The organism is Rhodoferax sp. WC2427 (genome assembly GCF_040822085.1).
In the GTDB taxonomy this organism is placed as follows: domain Bacteria; phylum Pseudomonadota; class Gammaproteobacteria; order Burkholderiales; family Burkholderiaceae_C; genus Rhodoferax_B.
The window spans coordinates 2,264,066-2,279,762 of record NZ_CP162006.1 but is presented as its reverse complement, the minus strand read 5'-3'; the positions used below and the strand labels follow the sequence as shown (position 1 = coordinate 2,279,762).

The following is a 15,697-nucleotide window of genomic DNA, read 5'->3' as shown; positions in this document are numbered from 1 at the left end:
ACCATGAGCAACGTCCACCTGATCAACCACCCGCTGGTGCAACACAAGCTGACGCTGATGCGCCGCAAGGATGCCAGCACCAACACCTTCCGCCGCCTGCTCAACGAGCTGAGTTCGCTGATGGCCTACGAGGTCACGCGCGACATGCCGATGCAAGACGTGGAGATCGAAACCCCGCTGGAGACCATGACCGCCCGGGTGATCGACGGCAAGAAGCTGGTGTTTGTGTCCATCCTGCGCGCGGGCAACGGCATTCTGGAGGGCATGCTCAGCGTGGTGCCGGGCGCGCGCGTAGGCCATGTGGGCCTGTACCGCGACCCCAAGACGCTGACGGCCGTGGAGTACTATTTCAAGATGCCCAAGGACATGCAAGAGCGCGATGTGGTGATCGTGGACCCCATGCTGGCCACCGGCAACTCGGCCATTGCGGCGGTGGAGCGGCTCAAGGAGCTGAACCCGAAGTCGATCAAGTTTGTCTGCCTGCTGACCTGCCCCGAAGGCGTGGCCGCGTTGCAGGCTGCGCACCCCGATGTGGCCATCTATACCGCCGCCATCGACCGCCAGCTCAACAGCCACGGCTACATCGTGCCCGGTCTGGGCGATGCGGGTGACCGTATTTTCGGCACCCAATAACCAAGCAGATTTAGACGATGACGGTCAGGTCGGTCGAGTTCACCAGGCTGGAGCCAGCGCGGGGCCACTCGACCAGCACGCCCTTGTCGGTCTGGGCCAGCACGTAGCCGTCGGTGCGCTCGATGCTGCCACGACGCACCAGGTTGACGCGCTCGCCGGGGGCAAACTGGATTTGGGCAACGGCGAACAGGGATTTGATGAAATACAGAACTTGCATGGTGAAACTCCAAAAAGGACTCAGGCACGGCGCCTGAAAATGGTAAAAATTACTGGGATTGCAGCCACTGGCGTTCGCGGGACTCAAGGTCGGCGAACGACTGGGATTTGCCCAGATAGCTGTCTACATCGCGCTGGTCTTGCTGGTCGAGATGGCGACCGATGGCGTTGACCGCGTTGCGTGCGGAGAACCAAAATAAATAAAGAATGTGCATGGCCAAAATGTCCTGGGGTAAATCCGTTTCCCATTTTTCAGGGTTAACCCTAGTATCGCACAGAGCCGGTGCGCGCCCGCACGAAATAATGCACATAAGCGATTCTTGTTTGGTATAAGGCCCAGTTTTGCCTCAATTTGGTGCATGTCGGCAGCACCTTGCCAAGCCCGCAGGCGTCTGCGGATTTATAAGAAATAGGCCTCCAGCGCTTATTCCATAAGCGCAAGAAGCTACTTATTTAGGAGCAAATCACCATAACTGCTCCAGCCGCCCTGCCACCAGCCGCAGGCCGCGCGTGGCCATGGCCTGGGCTTCGGCTTCGTCGTGGGTGACCAACACCGTGGCCATACCGGCTTCAAAGATGCGCTGGCGGAATTCAGCCTGCAGGTCGCGGCGCAGGGCGGCATCCAGGGCGGAAAACGGCTCGTCCAGCAGCAGCGCACGGGGCGCGGTGATGAGGGCCCGTGCCAGGGCCACGCGCTGCTGCTCGCCACCCGAAAGCGTCCAGACCCGGTGCCGGGCGTGGTTGGCCAGGCCGAAGCGCTCCAGCAGGACTTCAGCGCGCTGGCGGGCCTGGGCCTTGGGCACCCGCTGCTCGACCAGGCCAAAGGCTACGTTGTCGCGCACGTCCAGATGCGGAAACAGCGCAAAGTCCTGGAACATCAGCGCAAAGCCGCGCCGCTCGGGCGGCAGGCGGCTGATGTCCTGGCCATCGAACCAGACGCTCCCCGACTCGGCGGCCTCCAGCCCGGCGGCAATCTTCAGCAAGGTGCTTTTGCCACTGCCCGAGGGGCCGAGCAAGGCGACGATTTCGCCCTCGGCCACTTGCAGGCTGAGCTGGTCGGCCAGCAAGCGCGGGCCGTAGTGTTTGGTGATGAAGCGCAGTTCAAGCATGGGGAGATTCTGTCCGGCGTGGGCCTTCGATCAACGCAAATGCGGCCAGGGCCAGCGCCATCAGCACGCAGGCCAGCACCAGAGCCGCATCGCCATTGGCAGCACCCGGGCGGCCCAGGCGCTGGTAGATCAGCGTGGTCAGCGTGGCCCATTCGGGGCGGGATAAAAACAGGGTCACGGCAAATTCGCCCAGAGCGGTAGCCGCCGCGAAAGCCATGCCCCGGCGCAGTGCGGGGGCCACCATGGGCAAGGTGACGCGCCAGAACACGCGCCAGGGGCTGGCGCCCAGGCTGCGGGCGGCCTGGGGCAGGTGTTCGGGCACGTTGTCCAGGGCCGATGCCAGCGACTTGGCGACAAACGGATAGGCCAGCACGGCGTAGGCGCACAACAGCAGCGGCAGGCTGGCGGTCCATTGCGGGTACAGCAGCAGCAGGCCGAAAGCCACGGTGATGGGCGACACCACAAACGGCAGGAACGCGGCGGCACGCATCGCTACGGAGCTTTGCGCGGCCAGCGCGTGCAGCACGCCCAGCACGGTGGCCAGCAGCAGCGCGGTGGCGGAAAAACGCAGGGTGTTCCACAGCGCGGCCAGCGTCTCAACGTCGGCCACCAGCGCCCAGGTGTCCCAGCCGGCATGGGCGGCGCGCCACACAATGGCTACCAGCGGCGCGGCGCAAAAGAAGGCCAGCACGCCCAGTGCCGCGGCCACGCCCAGCCAGTGCGCCGGGCGGCTGGGGTGCTGGCGGGCGATGGGCTGCACGCGGGTGGGCGTGGCCAGGCGTTTCTCAATAAGCGCGTAGCCCCAAGCCACCGTGCCGGTCAACAGCAGCATCCACAGCGCCAGCAGGCTGGCCGGGGCCAGTTGCAGCTCGTGGGCGACCAGGGTGTAGATCTCCACCTCCACCGTGGCGTAGCGCTGGCCACCCAGTACCAGGGCCAGGCCAAACCCGGCAAAGCAGTACAAAAACACCAGGCACAGGCTGGACGCCAGCCAGGGCAGGATGGCGGGCCACTCGACCCGCCAGAACGCCCGCCAGGGCGTGGCCCCCAGCGTGCGGGCCGCCGCCACGCGCGGCGCGCTGACGTGCTCCAGCGCGTCCACCCCGGCGCGCACCACCACGCACAGGTTGAAGAACAGGTTCCCGTACAGCAGCAGCCAAGGCGTGTCTTGCAGGTGGACATCCAGCCAGCCGCTGAACACCCCGCGCGGCCCCCACAGCGCCAGCACGCCCAGCGCGGCGACCAGGGTGGGCACCACAAACGGCAGCATCAACAGGCGCAGCACCAGGCTGCGGCCCGCAAACTCCCAGCGCGCCAGCACCCAGGCCACGGGCAAGCCCAGCAGCAGCGCGGCGATGCAGGTAGCCGCCGCCTGCAGCACCGACCACAGCACGCGCCAACGCAGATACGGATCGGTCCACAGTGCCCACGGGGAGCTGGGTGTTTGGGTGGCCAAATCGCCCCACCAGCCCTCGCCCGCCAGCCGCAGCACCGGGGCCACCAGCAGCACGCCCAAGGCCAGCAGCGGCAGCAGGGCCAACGCGGCCGATCGCCAACGGCGAGGCGGCATCTACTTCAAGACGACTTGCGTCCAGCGCGCCACCCAGCCCGTGCCCTTGTCGGCAATCGTCTCGGCGGGCAGGCTGTCAAAGGCGGTGGGTTCCACGGCGTGCTTCATCACGTCGGCCAGCGGCGTGTGGGCTTCGATGGGGTACATCCACATGGTGGTTTGCAAAGCCTCTTGCACCACGCCGGAGCGCATGAAGCGGATGAACTTGCCAGCCGCCTCCCGCTGGCCGCCACCGGCCACCAGGGCCACGCCCTCGACTTGGCGGAACACGCCACCCTTGAGGAACAGGTTGCCGGTGGGCGATTCGGTGATTTTTTCCTTGCTGTAGAACACCTCGGCCGCCGGGCTGCTGGCGTAGCTGACCACCAGCGGGCGGGTGCCGCCGTTGCGGCTGAATTCGGTGTAGTAGGCCTCGGTCCAGCCCTTTACGGCTTTCACGCCGTTGCCGCGCATGCGGGCCCACCAGTCAAAGGCCTTTTCTTCGCCCATACCGGCAATGGTGGCCAGCAAGAACGCGTAGCCGGGGCTGGAGGTGGCCGGGTTGGGCACCACCAGCAGGTTGCGGTAGGCGGGTTGGGCCAGGTCTTCCAGGGTCTTGGGCAGGGCCAGGCCGCTCTTGGCGAAGGCCGCCTTGTCAAAGTTCAGGTTGACGAAGCCGTAGTCCACCGGCACCACGTTGGCGTCCACCTGGGCGGTGGCCGAGCCCTGGGTGTAGGCCACCGGCTCCAGCACCTTGTTGGCCTGTGCCTTGGCGACGGACGCGTTGTCCAGGCCAAACACCACGTCGGCGATGGGCTGGGCACGGGTGAGGATGAGCTTGTTGAGCATCTCGCCCGCATCGCCCGCCTTGATGATGCTGAGCTTGACGCCAGACTCGGCCTCGAACTGGGCCAGAAGCGGCTTGGGCAGCGAGAACGAGCTGTGCACCAGCACCCGCAGCGGGGCGTCGTCAGCCAGGGCAGGGAGGGAAATGAATGCGGCCAGCGCGGTGGCGGCCAGGGTGAAACGACGGCGGTGCAGCATGGTTGCCTTTCAGTGCGCCAGCGGCAGACGCATGAAAAGGCCAAGAGGGTGACCCCATCACGCTCCCTCCGCTGGCATGACCCAGATCAGGTGTGGGGTATTTCTCAGTCTGGTTTTGAGATCCAGACACCCCCGGTGAAAAACCGGATTGTAGTGGTTGTCCACCGGCTCCAAGTTCTCCCTGCCAACACTGGATAAAGGTGTGGATAACCCTGCCAAGCACTTGTATAGGAAGGTTAAGTGCTTGATTTATATGGATAAAGCTTACGATGCCTAAAATTTAAGCATCAGGCGTTTTCGGCTTTGCCCGCATTGCGGCCCTTTAGCGCGCCTAACACAACCAGCGCCGCCGGGATCAAAATCATGGCCCAGATGATTTTGTCCAGGTTGTGCTTGACCCACGGGAAGTTGCCAAAGAAGTACCCGATGGTGACGATGCCCACCACCCACAGCGCACCGCCCAGCACGTCAAAAAACGTGAATTTGGCGCGGCCCATCATGGCCACCCCGGCTACAAACGGCGCAAAGGTGCGCACAAACGGCATGAAGCGCGCGGCCACCAGGGTCACGCCGCCGTAGCGTTCGTAAAACGCATGGGCCTGGTTGAAGGCTTTCTTGTTGAAGAATTTTGAGTCTTCCCACTGGAACACCTTAGGGCCAAAAAAGCGGCCAAGCGCATAGTTGCTCTGGTTGCCCAGGATGGCGGCCGCCAGCAGCAGGCCCACCGCAACGGGGTAGGACATCAGCCCTACGCCACACATGGCGCCCACCACAAACAGCAAGGAGTCGCCGGGCAGAAACGGCATGACCACCACGCCGGTCTCCACAAAGATGATCAGAAACAACAGTGCATAGACCCAGGGGCCATAGCTGATCACAAAGGCCTCCAGGTATTTGTCTACATGGAGAATGAAGTCGAGAAGTTGCATGAGAATGTCCATGGAGCGCGATTATCGTGGGTGGCTGCTGTCACCATGTGACATTGCCCCCACAGGACTTACGCCTGCCCGCCCCACCTACCCGAGTTGAAACATGAGCCACCTCTGCCCCGCCTGCCACAGCGAGAACGCCCGCGACGCGACCGTGTGCGCCCACTGTGCCGCCGCGTTGCCCCCACCCCAGCCCCCATCCTCACCCCAGCGCATGTCGTTGCTGGAGCAGGCCATGGCCAAACCCGAGGCCATGCCTTTCGCCAAGCCCGCTGCCGCACCTACTGCCCCCTCCATGGCCTCTCCCGTGCCGCCCCCGCCCGCAGCGCCGGTGCCATCACCCGAAGCCACCCCGGTCGCCGCAGCATCGCCCACCCCCCCACCGGCCCCCGTGGCGCCACCGCCTCCCGCGCCCGCAAAGCCTGCATTCAGCATGCCCCCCCTGCCCCCGCAGCCCCGACCACGGCGCCGCAGCCGCGCGCCCTGGGTACTCGCCATCGTCATGATGCTGGGCCTGATCGCAGCAGTGGGCTATGAGGCCTTGCAAGCCAACGGCATATCCTTGTCATCCCTGCTGTCCTCCCTGCGCTCCCCAGCCCCATGACCGCCTTTACTGCCATGTCGCACCACACCCACCTGCTCATCATCGACCCGCAAAACGACTTTTGCGATCTGCCGGGCGCCGCCCTGCCCGTGGCCGGTGCCACGGCCGACATGCAGCGCCTGGCGGCCTTCATCCGCGCCCACGGGCCACAGCTGACCGACATCACCCTCACGCTGGACTCGCACCACCGCATCGACATCGCCCACCCCACCTTCTGGCAGCAGGCCGATGGCAGCGCGGTGGCGCCGTTCACCACCATCACCGCCGCCGCCGTGCACGCAGGCCAGTACCTGCCGCGCCAGCCTGGGGCGCTGGGGCGCACGCTGGCCTACCTGGACGCCCTGGAAGCCCGGGGCCGCTATCTGCTGATGGTGTGGCCGGTGCACTGCGAAATCGGCAGCTGGGGCCACAACGTGCATGCCGACGTGCGCGCCGCCTACAACGCCTGGGAAGACCAGCAGGGCCGCAACGCCACCAAGCTCACCAAGGGCAGCAACCCCTGGACCGAGCACTACAGTGCCGTCATGGCCGAGGTGCCCGACGCGCACGACGAAGCCACCGGCCTCAACCACACGCTGATGGCCGCCATGGACCAGGCCGACGTGCTGCTGATTGCAGGCGAAGCCAGCAGCCACTGCGTGCGCGCCACCACCGAGCACATCGTCGAGCACCTGGCCCGCCAAAAGCCGCAGCGCATCGTGCTGCTGACCGATTGCATGAGCCCGGTGGCCGGTTTCCAGGCCCAGCACGACGCATTCATGCAAAGCATGCTGGCCCAGGGCATCGAGCTGGCCACGAGCACGCAGGTCCAGCTATAAACCATCGCTCTCTTTACGATAGCTGCTTACGCTGATGGAATAAGCGCTAGCAGCCTAAAAAGCATGTAACGCTCAGCGTGCCGCGCGTGCGGGCAGCTTCCAGCCCGGGCGGGCAAAGTGGCAGGTGTAGCCGTTGGGGCGGTGCACCAGATAGTCCTGGTGCTCGGGCTCCGCATCCCAGAAGGTGGGCGCGGGCAGCACTTCGGTGACCACCTTGCCGGGCCACAGGCCGGAGGCATCCACGTCCTGGATGGTGTCCAGGGCCACGGCTTTTTGCGCCTCGCTGGTGTAGAAGATGGCCGAGCGGTAGCTGGTGCCCACGTCGTTGCCCTGGCGGTTCACGGTGCTGGGGTCGTGGATCTGGAAGAAGAATTCCAAAATCGCGCGGTAGCTGGTTACCGCGTTGTCGAAGCCGATGCTCACGCCCTCGGCGTGGCCGGGGTGGTTGCGGTAGTTGGGGTGGTCGTTGGTGCCGCCCACATAGCCCACGCGGGTGGACACCACCCCGGGCAGCTTGCGGACCAGGTCCTGCATGCCCCAAAAACAGCCTCCAGCCAAAACTGCGGTTTCAATTGCCATGGTGTTGTCCTTTCAAGAAGAGGCAGTTTGCGCCAGAAATGCAGATTGCAAGAATGGCTGCGTCGGTAAACACCAGGCACCCCGGTTCAAGGCAGGTCGATGATTTCCACCCAGTTGGGGTTCTTGCCCATGGCGTGGTGTTGCAGCACCGTCAGCGCCCCGGTGTCCGGGTGGATGCGGTAGCTGGTCAGGGCGTGCGATTTTTGCCCCACGGCCAACAAATACTGGCCCTGGGGATCGATGTTGAAGCCCCGCGGCTGGGTTTCGGTGGGGTACTGGCCCACCAGCGCCAAGCCCCCGGTTTCGGCATCCACCCGGTAAGCGCTCAGGGTGTTGGAGGTGCGCTCGGTGGCGTACAGGAACTTGCCGCTGGGTGTGAGGTGGATATCGGCGGTGGCCAGCGCCTCTTTCCAGACGAAGCCCGGAGGCAGCGCCGACACCGAGCCCAACCAGTTCAGCGTGCCCTGGTCGGCGTTGTAGCCATAGGCACTGACGGTGCCATTCAGCTCGTTGCTGCCAAACACCCAGCGCTGGTTGGGGTGGAACACGAAATGGCGCGGCCCGGCCCCCTTGACCGTGGCCAGCGCAGGCGGCGTACCGGGCTCGACCCGGCCGGTAGCGGGGTCAAACTTGTATTGCAACATTGCGTCGCTGCCCAGGTTGGAGGCCAGCAAATGGGTGTTTCCCGCATCGGTCATCACGGCGTGGGCGTTCTTGCCCGTGGGGATGACAGACACCGGCGTGGCCTCGACCAGACCGTTGGGGGCAATCGGGTTGACCGAGATCTTGTCGCCGCCGTACGACGCAGCCAGCAGAAAGCGGCCCGTTTTGTCGGTGGCGATATTCGCCATGTTGTCGGCCAGCGGCACGGTGGCCAGCGCGGTGAGCTTGCCGCTGTCGGGGGCAATGGCAAAAGTGGTCACCGAAAACGGCGCCGAACGCAGCGATGCGTACAAAAACCGGCGGTCCGGACTGACCGCCAGCGGCATCACCATGCCCCCGGTCGGCACCTTCTCGACCAGCGTGAGGCCACCGCTGCGGCCGTCCAGCTCCATCACATAAATCTCCTTGCTGTCGGCGTTGGATACATACACCAGGGTCTTGGCGGCCACCGATGCTGCTGCGCAGCACACAACAGCGCACAGGGCGGTATGGGAAATAAAGTGCCGAGGCAGGGGCATGGTGTCTCCAGTTAGTGATGCGACATCGTACAACTAGCATGGCAACATGTAACTATGGATAAACCCGCCATTGCCCGTAGGCACCTGGAAAAAATCGCCATTTAGGCCGCTAGCGCTTATTGCATGAGCGTGAGCAGCTATGAAATGTATAGTTGGCACCGTGCTAGCCATCCTTGCCGTCACCTTCCCCTTCTTCGCCCTGGTCCTGGCCGGGTACGTGGCGGCGCGCCGCCGCATGCTGCCGCTGGAGGCGATACCGGGGATGAACGGCTTTGTGCTGTTCTTCGCCCTGCCCTGCATGCTGTACCGGTTTGGCGCCAGCACGCCGCTGGCGCAGCTGCTGGACGGCAGCGCGTTTTTCACCTACCTGCTGTGCGGGCTGGCCATCGTGGCGGGCACGGTGGCGTTTAGCCGCAACGCGCGCATCGGCTGGAACGATGCGGCGTTTGGTGCGCTGGTGGCGGCCTTTCCCAATACCGGCTTCATGGGCGTGCCGCTGCTGGTGGCGCTGCTGGGTGCGCAGGCGGCGGGCCCGGCGATTGTGGCCATCGTGGTGGACATGGTGGTGACCACCTCGCTGTGCATCGCCCTGTCGCAGCTGGACCACGCGGGCACGCACGGTATGGCCCATGCGGCGCGCCAGGCCCTGCGCGGCGTGCTGCGCAATCCCATGCCCTGGGCGATTTTGCTGGGCGGCCTGGCCTCGGCCACGGGCTTCAAACTGCCCGGCCCGGTGCAGCAGACGCTGGGGCTGCTGGCCGACGCGGCCTCGCCGGTGGCGCTGTTCACCATCGGCGCGGTGCTGGCGCGCTCGCACATCCTGGCCACACAGGGCCATGCCGCGCCGCTGCTGCGCGATTACCTGCCGGTAGCGGGCATCAAATTGTTTGTCCACCCGCTGCTGGTGTGGGGCGTGGGCACGGCGGCCATGCGCTGCGGTGTGCCGCTGCAGCCCTTGGTGCTGCAGGTGCTGGTGCTGGTGGCGGCCCTGCCCAGCGCCAGCAATGTGACCCTGCTGGCCGAGCGCTTCGGGGCCGACAACGGGCGTATCGCCCGCATCATCCTGGTGACCACGGCAGCGGCGTTTTTGACGTTCTCCGCCGCCGTGCAGTGGCTGGCTTAATCTGCCTTGATGTTGGCCACCTTGATCACCTTGCCGTACTTGGCAAACTCGGTCTGGGTGAAGGTGCCCAGGTCTTGGGCTGAGCCGTAGGCGGGTTTCACGGCCAGGGCCTTGAGCTTGCTGTCCACATCGGGCATTGCCATCACCTTGCCCAGGTCGGCGCTGAGGCGGGCGACGATGTCGGCCGGGGTTTTGGCGGGCACATACAGCGCGTACCAGCCTTGCACCTCGAAGTTGGGGTAGCCCGCCTCGGCAAAGGTCGGCACATTGGGCAGTTCGGGCAGCCGGGTGGGCGAAGAGACGGCGATGGCGCGGATCTTGTCGGCCTTGATCATGGTCATGGCACCCGTGGTGGTGTCAAAAATCACCGACAAGCGCCCGCCGATCAAATCCATGGTGTGGGCATTGCCACCCTTGTAGGGCACGTGCGTCATGTTCACCCCCGCCGCCTGGGTGAACAGCTCGCCCGCCAGGTGCAAGGGCGAGCCATTGCCCGCCGAGCCATACATCACGTCGCCGGGGTGCTTCTTGGCCTCGTCCACCAGTGACTTCAGGCTGGTGTAGGGCGACTCCTTGTTCACCGTGGCCACGATGGGGGCCACGCCGATCAGGCCAATGGGGGCGAAATCTTTCAGCGCGTCGTAGCCGGGGTTGGCGATCAGGTGCGGGCTGACGGCGTTACTGGCCAGCGAACCCAGCAGGATGGTGTAGCCGTCGGGTGCGGCCTTGGATGCCAGTGCTGCGCCAATGGTGGTGCCCGCACCGGGGCGGTTGTCCACCACCACCGGCTGGCCCAGGGTTTCCGCCAGCTTTTGGCCGATCAGGCGGCCCACCGCATCGTTGGCACCGCCTGCGGGGTAGGGCACGATCAAGGTCACCGGCTTGTGGGGGTAGGCCTGGGCCTGCGCCAGACTGGGCAGGCAGGCGGCAGCGGCCAGGGCCACGGCGCTGAGCACGGTGCGGCGGGAAGGAATACGGCTTGTGAACATGGGCGTTGTCTCCGGTGTGTTGGTATGCGGGTCTGTTGCAACATGCCATCTTGCAACATGCGTCAAATTCTTTCACAATCTAACAAATACAATCAAGATAAATTTCCACAATTCGACCATTCATTGGTGAATACCCTATCAAAACCTACCATGACCAGCCCACAACCGCTCGCCATCGTGACGTTGCTACCCAGCCAGCGGCGCGACCGCATCGTTGACTTCCTGCGCCGCCACGGTGCGGTGACGCTGCAGCAGCTGGCCCAGGCGCTGGACGCGTCGGTCTCCACCCTGCGCCGCGACCTGGACGTGCTGGAGGCCGACGGCGTGCTCGACCGCACCCACGGCGGTGCGCTGTTGCGCCAGCAGCACTACAGCACCTTCGAGCCCGACCCGGTGGCCGCGGCAGAGCTGTCGCCACGGGAAAAACGCGCCATCGGCTATGCCGCCGCCGCCGAGCTGCAGCCCGGCCAGAGCGTGGTCTTTGACAGCGGCAGCACCGTCATGGAAGTCGCCCGGGCCGTGCTGGAGCGGCGCATCCCGCTGGTGGCCGTAACCAACGACCTGGCCATCGCCCAGCTGCTGGGCAGCAGCCCGCAGATCCGCGTGCACGTGCTGGGCGGCATGCTGCGCGCTGGCAGCAACACCCTGATGGGCGACGAGGTGCTGACCGGTGCCCGCCACATCCGCGCCGACGTGCTGCTGATGGGCGCACATGCCGTGACCGACGGCGTGCTGTCCGAGACCGACCCCGAAGTCGCCGCCGTCAAGCGCGCGCTGATGCAGGCCGCCCACACCAAGCGACTGCTGGTGGACGCGTCCAAGTTCCGCCCCCGCGCCTTCATGACCATCTGCACGCTGGCGGAATTCGACGCGGTGATCACCGACAGCGGCATTCCCGCCGCAGAGCTGGATGCGCTGGGCAAAGCCGGGCTGCAGGTGACGCAGGTGTCGGTGGCATGAGCCAGCCGCAAGCCTGGCGCATCCTGGCCGATGACCTGACCGGCGCGCTGGATTCCGCCGCCGCGTTCACCGGCGCGCAGCAGGTGCCGGTGTTTCTGCAAGCGCCAGATTCCCCAGCGCCCGTCCAGGCCTGGGCCACCGGCAGCCGAGACATGCCCTCCACCGCCCTGCCCGGCGTGCTGCAGGCCTGCCTGCCCTGGTTCACCGCGCCAGGCACACAAGCATTTAAAAAGATCGACAGCCTGCTGCGCGGCAATACCTTTGCCGAAGTCGCCTGGCTGCTGCGCCACGGCGGTTTTGACGGTGTGGTGTTTGCCCCGGCCTACCCGGCGCAGGGGCGGCTGACGCAGGGCGGCCAGCACCACGTGGGCCCGGATGCCATCGACCTGCGGGCCGCATTTGCCGCCGTGGGCCTCACGGTCCGCAGCGGTGACGTGCCCGATGCGCAAGGCGGCGTGCTGGTGCCCGACGTGCTGAGCGATGCCGACCTGGACCGGCTGGCAAGCCACGCCGCCCCGCGCTGGCTCTGGTGTGGCAGCGCCGGGCTGGCCTGGGCGCTGGCGCGGCAGGGACAGCACGCGCCGCGCCACGCAGCACCGCCCACGCCGGGCCTGACCCACACCATCACCGCCAGCCGCCACCCGGTGGTGCGGGGCCAACTGGGCTCCATCGATCTTCACGACCTGTCCCACCCCCAGCCGCTACCCGTCGCCGAGGCCCGATTGCTGTTACAGCAACGCGCCCAGACCCTGGTGCACACCCTGCCCCGCCCCGACAACCTGGTGGTGGTGGGCGGTGACACCCTGCTGGCGCTGTGCCAGGCGGCGGGCGTGCACAGCCTGCAGGCCTGCGCCAGCCCGCGCAGCGGCTGGGGCCGGGCGACTTTGCTGGGCGGGCCGTGGCACGGCGTGGCCTGTTATTCCCGCTCCGGGGCGTTTGGCGCGCCGGACGATCTATCCGCCCTACTGGCTACGTTGACCGCAAAGGAAATTTCCCCATGAGTACACCCATTCGCCTCGCCCTCACCATGGGCGACCCTGCGGGCATTGGCCCGGAGATCATCGTCAAGGCCGCCCACCAGATGCGCGAGCTGGTGCAGCAGGGCCGCATCGAACTCACCGTGTTTGGCTGCGCGGCATCGCTGGCCCGCGCCAGCCAGCTTTTGGGTCTGGATGCCGCGCCGCTGAACATGGTGGACGTGGGCCCGGTGGACGGCCCCATGCCGGTGGGCGAGGTGTCTGCCGCCGCTGGCAAATGGTCGTACCTGGCGGTGGAGCGCGCGGTGCAGATGACGCAGGCCGGACAGATCGACGCCATCGTGACCGCGCCACTGTGCAAGGAGGCGCTGCACCTGGCGGGCTACCCGTTCGAGGGCCACACCGAGATGCTGGCCCACCTGACCGGCATGCGCGACGGCGTGATGATGCTGGCCCACGGCGGCATGCGCGTAAGCCACGTGTCCACCCACTGCCCCTTGTCCGAAGTGCCCAAGCGCCTGACCCCGGTGCGCCTGCGCCGCGTGCTGGACGTGACGCTGGACGCGCTGCGTGCCCTCGGCATTCCCCAGCCGCGCATCGCCGTAGCCGGGCTGAACCCGCACGCCGGTGAAGGCGGCATCCTGGGCAAGGAAGACGGCGAAATCATCGCCCCCATCGTGGCCGAATACGCCGCCGCAGGCCAGCTGGTGACCGGGCCGTGGGCGGGCGACACGGTGTTCATCAAGCTGCGCGCGGGCCAGTTCGACGCGGTGGTGGCCATGTTCCACGACCAGGGCCACATTCCGGTGAAGCTGCTGGGCTTTTCCATCGACCCCGCCACCGGCGCGTGGAACGCGGTGAGCGGCGTGAACATCACCCTGGGCCTGCCGATTCTGCGCACCTCGGTAGACCACGGCACGGCGTTTGATATCGCAGGCAAGGGCATCGCCAGCGCCGACAGCATGGTGGACGCCACCGAATACGCCATGACCCTGGTCGAGGGTCTGCGCAAAACCGCACACCAAAAACTGGAGACCTTGGCATGAGCGAATTTCCCCCCTCCCTGCAATTCACCGGCCGCAGCGTGCTGGTCACCGGCGGCGGCTCCGGCATTGGCGCAGCGGTGGCGCTGGCCTTTGGCGCCCGGGGCGCGCAGGTGGCGGTGCACTATTCCCGCAACCAGGACGGCGCCGAATCGGTGGCCGCCGCCATCCGCGCCGCCGGGGGCACGGCCATCACCCTGGGCGGCGACTTGCAAGACCGCACCGTGGCCCAGCCGCTGGTTGACAAAACCGTGGCCGTTTTTGGCGGGCTGGACGTGCTGGTCAACAACGCGGGCGACATGTTTGGCCGCCGCCCGCTGGAGCAGGCCACCGACGACGATTACGACCGGGTGATGGGCCTGAACGTGCACGCCGCCTTCGCCATCTGCCGCGCCGCCGCACCGGTGATGCGCGCGGCAGGCCGGGGCAGCATGGTCAACACCACCTCTATCGCAGCCCGCACCGGCGGCGGCGACGGCGTGGGCCTGTACGGCGCGGCCAAGGCCTTTGTGAGCACCATGACCCGCGTGTTCGCCCGCGAAATGGCCCCGTTTGGTGTGCGCGTCAACGGTGTGGCCCCGGGCGTGATCCTGACCGACTTCCACACCCGCAACTCCAGCCCCGAACAGCTGGAGGGCGCACGCAAATCTATCCCCATGGGCCGCACCGGCACCCCGGCCGACTGCGTGGGGGCCTACCTGTTCCTGGCGGACGAGACGCTGTCGGGCTACATCACCGGCCAGATCATCGAAGTCAACGGCGGGCAATTGATGCCCTGAAGCCATCTTAAAAATACAAAGAGACAAGCATGCACACCCTCCCCCCCAACACCTTCAAGCAAGCCCTGGCCGCGGGCCGCCCGCTCATCGGCCTGTGGTGCAACTTTGCCCACTTGGCCACCGTGGAATGCCTGGCGCACGCCGGGTTCGACTGGCTGATGCTCGACATGGAGCACACCCAGAGCAACCTGGACACCATCAGCACGCAACTGCTGGCCCTGCGCGGCAGCCCCAGCGCGGCCGTGGTGCGGGTGCCGTCGAACGACATGGCCTTCATCAAGCGCCTGCTGGACGCGGGCACCACCAACCTGATGGTGCCCAATATCCGCAGCGCCGCCGAGGCCGCCGAGGCCGTGTCGTACACCCGCTTTGCGCCCGAAGGCCTGCGCGGCGTGGCGGGCAGTACGCGGGGCGGCGGCTACACCCGTTGCAGCGACTACATGGCCCGGGCCAACGACGAGATCGCCGTCATTCTGCAAATTGAATCCCGCGAGGCGCTCGACGACCTGGAAGCCATCTGCCGCGTGCCGGGCGTGGACGCCGTCTTCATCGGCCCGTCCGACCTGGCGGCCAGCCTGGGCTACCGCGGCCAGAGCGGCCACCCCGTGGTGCAAGCCGCCATCAGCAAGGCGATTGCCATTGGCGTGGCCGCGGGCAAGCCGGTGGGCATCTTGACCGTGGACGGCAAGGGCGAACCCTACCTGGCCCAGGGCGCCACCATGGTCGGCGTGGGCAGCGACATGCACCTGCTGATTGCCGCGGCGGATGCCCTGGCGGCGCGCTTCAAGGCCTGAAGAAATCTTTCAAGCTTTTTAGGCGGCCCGTGCTGATTCAATAAGCGTAAGCAGCTCACAAAAATGTAGCGCCCATGCCAGTGGCTGGCGGCATAATTTGCGCATGTTGAACCGTCTGGTCTGGCGCGACTTTGCCGCCGCCACCTTCACATGGTGGCCAGCGGCCAGATCTTCAGTGGTGCGTCCCTGCTGTGCGCTGCGGGCCTGATCGGCCTGACCTGGAACCTGTCGGCAAGCGTCCGGGCATCTCATCTTGACATAGATGCCAGATTCTGCGGCGCAGGCTTTCGGTTTTTGCGGTCATTCGAGGCAAATTCATGCACGACCGCTTTGCATCGGAAGCCGACAGGTGGGAAATGGCCCGCCGCCG

18 protein-coding genes and 1 riboswitch are annotated in these 15,697 nt (G+C 66.1%); of the genes, 9 read left to right on the top strand and 9 right to left on the bottom strand.

The features are described 5' to 3' along the window. Positions 1–3 precede the first annotated feature (3 nt). Entirely contained in the window at positions 4–633 is a 630-nt protein-coding gene (upp, locus tag AB3G31_RS10820) for a uracil phosphoribosyltransferase (RefSeq protein ID WP_367850177.1), read from the top strand. A 10-nt stretch (positions 634–643) separates the two neighbouring features. Here the strand turns inward: upp and AB3G31_RS10815 are convergent, their stop codons facing one another. From AB3G31_RS10815 to AB3G31_RS10790, 6 genes are all read right to left on the bottom strand, one after another. Further along, complete coding sequence (locus AB3G31_RS10815; protein ID WP_367850176.1) at positions 644–850, bottom strand: hypothetical protein; 207 nt, start codon at positions 848–850, stop codon at positions 644–646. Between the two features lie 49 nt (positions 851–899). After that, positions 900–1,064, bottom strand: coding sequence for a hypothetical protein (locus AB3G31_RS10810; protein WP_367850175.1), 165 nt, complete (start codon positions 1,062–1,064; stop codon positions 900–902). A gap of 249 nt (positions 1,065–1,313) precedes the next feature. After that, positions 1,314–1,958 (bottom strand): ABC transporter ATP-binding protein, encoded by a 645-nt coding sequence (locus AB3G31_RS10805; protein ID WP_367850174.1) that lies wholly within the window; start codon positions 1,956–1,958, stop codon positions 1,314–1,316. Then, a complete protein-coding gene (locus tag AB3G31_RS10800; protein ID WP_367850173.1) occupies positions 1,951–3,528 on the bottom strand; it encodes an ABC transporter permease in 1,578 nt (525 codons plus the stop codon). The genes AB3G31_RS10805 and AB3G31_RS10800 overlap by 8 nt, the downstream gene beginning before the upstream one ends. Next, positions 3,529–4,551, bottom strand: a complete 1,023-nt coding sequence (locus tag AB3G31_RS10795; protein ID WP_367850172.1) for a thiamine ABC transporter substrate binding subunit — start codon at positions 4,549–4,551, stop codon at positions 3,529–3,531. A gap of 45 nt (positions 4,552–4,596) precedes the next feature. Continuing rightward, positions 4,597–4,695: riboswitch (TPP riboswitch) on the bottom strand. 143 nt (positions 4,696–4,838) lie between these two features. Continuing rightward, positions 4,839–5,492, bottom strand: coding sequence for a VTT domain-containing protein (locus AB3G31_RS10790; protein WP_367850171.1), 654 nt, complete (start codon positions 5,490–5,492; stop codon positions 4,839–4,841). 91 nt (positions 5,493–5,583) lie between these two features. Here AB3G31_RS10790 and AB3G31_RS10785 point away from each other — a divergent pair, with 91 nt between their 5' ends. Next, positions 5,584–6,084 (top strand): hypothetical protein, encoded by a 501-nt coding sequence (locus AB3G31_RS10785; protein ID WP_367850170.1) that lies wholly within the window; start codon positions 5,584–5,586, stop codon positions 6,082–6,084. Between the two features lie 14 nt (positions 6,085–6,098). Further along, a complete protein-coding gene (locus tag AB3G31_RS10780) occupies positions 6,099–6,902 on the top strand; it encodes a cysteine hydrolase (RefSeq protein WP_367850326.1) in 804 nt (267 codons plus the stop codon). Positions 6,903–6,974: 72 nt separating this feature from the next. On the opposite strand, the gene msrA is transcribed toward AB3G31_RS10780, so the two are convergent. Further along, on the bottom strand, positions 6,975–7,481 hold the full coding sequence (gene msrA / locus AB3G31_RS10775) for a peptide-methionine (S)-S-oxide reductase MsrA (protein WP_367850169.1): 507 nt from the start codon (positions 7,479–7,481) through the stop codon (positions 6,975–6,977). Between the two features lie 86 nt (positions 7,482–7,567). Beyond that, the gene (locus AB3G31_RS10770) at positions 7,568–8,662 is read right to left on the bottom strand and encodes a lactonase family protein (RefSeq protein WP_367850168.1); all 1,095 of its coding nucleotides are present in this window, start codon (positions 8,660–8,662) and stop codon (positions 7,568–7,570) included. 160 nt (positions 8,663–8,822) lie between these two features. On the opposite strand from AB3G31_RS10770, the gene AB3G31_RS10765 reads away from it, so the two are divergent. Beyond that, on the top strand, positions 8,823–9,785 hold the full coding sequence (locus tag AB3G31_RS10765; RefSeq protein WP_367850167.1) for an AEC family transporter: 963 nt from the start codon (positions 8,823–8,825) through the stop codon (positions 9,783–9,785). On the opposite strand, the gene AB3G31_RS10760 is transcribed toward AB3G31_RS10765, so the two are convergent. Continuing rightward, positions 9,782–10,774, bottom strand: coding sequence for a Bug family tripartite tricarboxylate transporter substrate binding protein (locus AB3G31_RS10760; protein ID WP_367850166.1), 993 nt, complete (start codon positions 10,772–10,774; stop codon positions 9,782–9,784). The genes AB3G31_RS10765 and AB3G31_RS10760 overlap by 4 nt on opposite strands. A 150-nt stretch (positions 10,775–10,924) precedes the next feature. On the opposite strand from AB3G31_RS10760, the gene AB3G31_RS10755 reads away from it, so the two are divergent. From AB3G31_RS10755 to AB3G31_RS10735, 5 genes are read left to right on the top strand one after another with little or no spacing between them, the layout of a single operon-like run. After that, positions 10,925–11,734, top strand: a complete 810-nt coding sequence (locus AB3G31_RS10755) for a DeoR/GlpR family DNA-binding transcription regulator (protein ID WP_367850165.1) — start codon at positions 10,925–10,927, stop codon at positions 11,732–11,734. Further along, positions 11,731–12,735: a four-carbon acid sugar kinase family protein gene (locus AB3G31_RS10750; protein WP_367850164.1), complete on the top strand. Its 1,005-nt coding sequence runs from the start codon at positions 11,731–11,733 to the stop codon at positions 12,733–12,735. The genes AB3G31_RS10755 and AB3G31_RS10750 overlap by 4 nt, the downstream gene beginning before the upstream one ends. Beyond that, on the top strand, positions 12,732–13,757 hold the full coding sequence (pdxA, locus tag AB3G31_RS10745) for a 4-hydroxythreonine-4-phosphate dehydrogenase PdxA (protein ID WP_367850163.1): 1,026 nt from the start codon (positions 12,732–12,734) through the stop codon (positions 13,755–13,757). The genes AB3G31_RS10750 and pdxA overlap by 4 nt, the downstream gene beginning before the upstream one ends. Then, entirely contained in the window at positions 13,754–14,533 is a 780-nt protein-coding gene (locus AB3G31_RS10740; RefSeq protein ID WP_367850162.1) for an SDR family NAD(P)-dependent oxidoreductase, read from the top strand. The genes pdxA and AB3G31_RS10740 overlap by 4 nt, the downstream gene beginning before the upstream one ends. A 29-nt stretch (positions 14,534–14,562) precedes the next feature. Then, complete coding sequence (locus AB3G31_RS10735; protein ID WP_367850161.1) at positions 14,563–15,327, top strand: HpcH/HpaI aldolase/citrate lyase family protein; 765 nt, start codon at positions 14,563–14,565, stop codon at positions 15,325–15,327. Positions 15,328–15,697 lie beyond the last annotated feature (370 nt).

Bases quoted from the DNA above. Each gene is read 5' to 3' on its own strand.
- upp (WP_367850177.1), top strand. From the start codon at position 4: ATGAGCAACGTCCACCTGATCAACCACCCGCTGGTGCAACACAAGCTG.
- AB3G31_RS10815 (WP_367850176.1), bottom strand. From the start codon at position 850: ATGCAAGTTCTGTATTTCATCAAATCCCTGTTCGCCGTTGCCCAAATC.
- AB3G31_RS10810 (WP_367850175.1), bottom strand. From the start codon at position 1,064: ATGCACATTCTTTATTTATTTTGGTTCTCCGCACGCAACGCGGTCAAC.
- AB3G31_RS10805 (WP_367850174.1), bottom strand. From the start codon at position 1,958: ATGCTTGAACTGCGCTTCATCACCAAACACTACGGCCCGCGCTTGCTG.
- AB3G31_RS10800 (WP_367850173.1), bottom strand. From the start codon at position 3,528: ATGCCGCCTCGCCGTTGGCGATCGGCCGCGTTGGCCCTGCTGCCGCTG.
- AB3G31_RS10795 (WP_367850172.1), bottom strand. From the start codon at position 4,551: ATGCTGCACCGCCGTCGTTTCACCCTGGCCGCCACCGCGCTGGCCGCA.
- AB3G31_RS10790 (WP_367850171.1), bottom strand. From the start codon at position 5,492: ATGGACATTCTCATGCAACTTCTCGACTTCATTCTCCATGTAGACAAA.
- AB3G31_RS10785 (WP_367850170.1), top strand. From the start codon at position 5,584: ATGAGCCACCTCTGCCCCGCCTGCCACAGCGAGAACGCCCGCGACGCG.
- AB3G31_RS10780 (WP_367850326.1), top strand. From the start codon at position 6,099: ATGTCGCACCACACCCACCTGCTCATCATCGACCCGCAAAACGACTTT.
- msrA (WP_367850169.1), bottom strand. From the start codon at position 7,481: ATGGCAATTGAAACCGCAGTTTTGGCTGGAGGCTGTTTTTGGGGCATG.
- AB3G31_RS10770 (WP_367850168.1), bottom strand. From the start codon at position 8,662: ATGCCCCTGCCTCGGCACTTTATTTCCCATACCGCCCTGTGCGCTGTT.
- AB3G31_RS10760 (WP_367850166.1), bottom strand. From the start codon at position 10,774: ATGTTCACAAGCCGTATTCCTTCCCGCCGCACCGTGCTCAGCGCCGTG.
- AB3G31_RS10755 (WP_367850165.1), top strand. From the start codon at position 10,925: ATGACCAGCCCACAACCGCTCGCCATCGTGACGTTGCTACCCAGCCAG.
- AB3G31_RS10750 (WP_367850164.1), top strand. From the start codon at position 11,731: ATGAGCCAGCCGCAAGCCTGGCGCATCCTGGCCGATGACCTGACCGGC.
- pdxA (WP_367850163.1), top strand. From the start codon at position 12,732: ATGAGTACACCCATTCGCCTCGCCCTCACCATGGGCGACCCTGCGGGC.
- AB3G31_RS10740 (WP_367850162.1), top strand. From the start codon at position 13,754: ATGAGCGAATTTCCCCCCTCCCTGCAATTCACCGGCCGCAGCGTGCTG.
- AB3G31_RS10735 (WP_367850161.1), top strand. From the start codon at position 14,563: ATGCACACCCTCCCCCCCAACACCTTCAAGCAAGCCCTGGCCGCGGGC.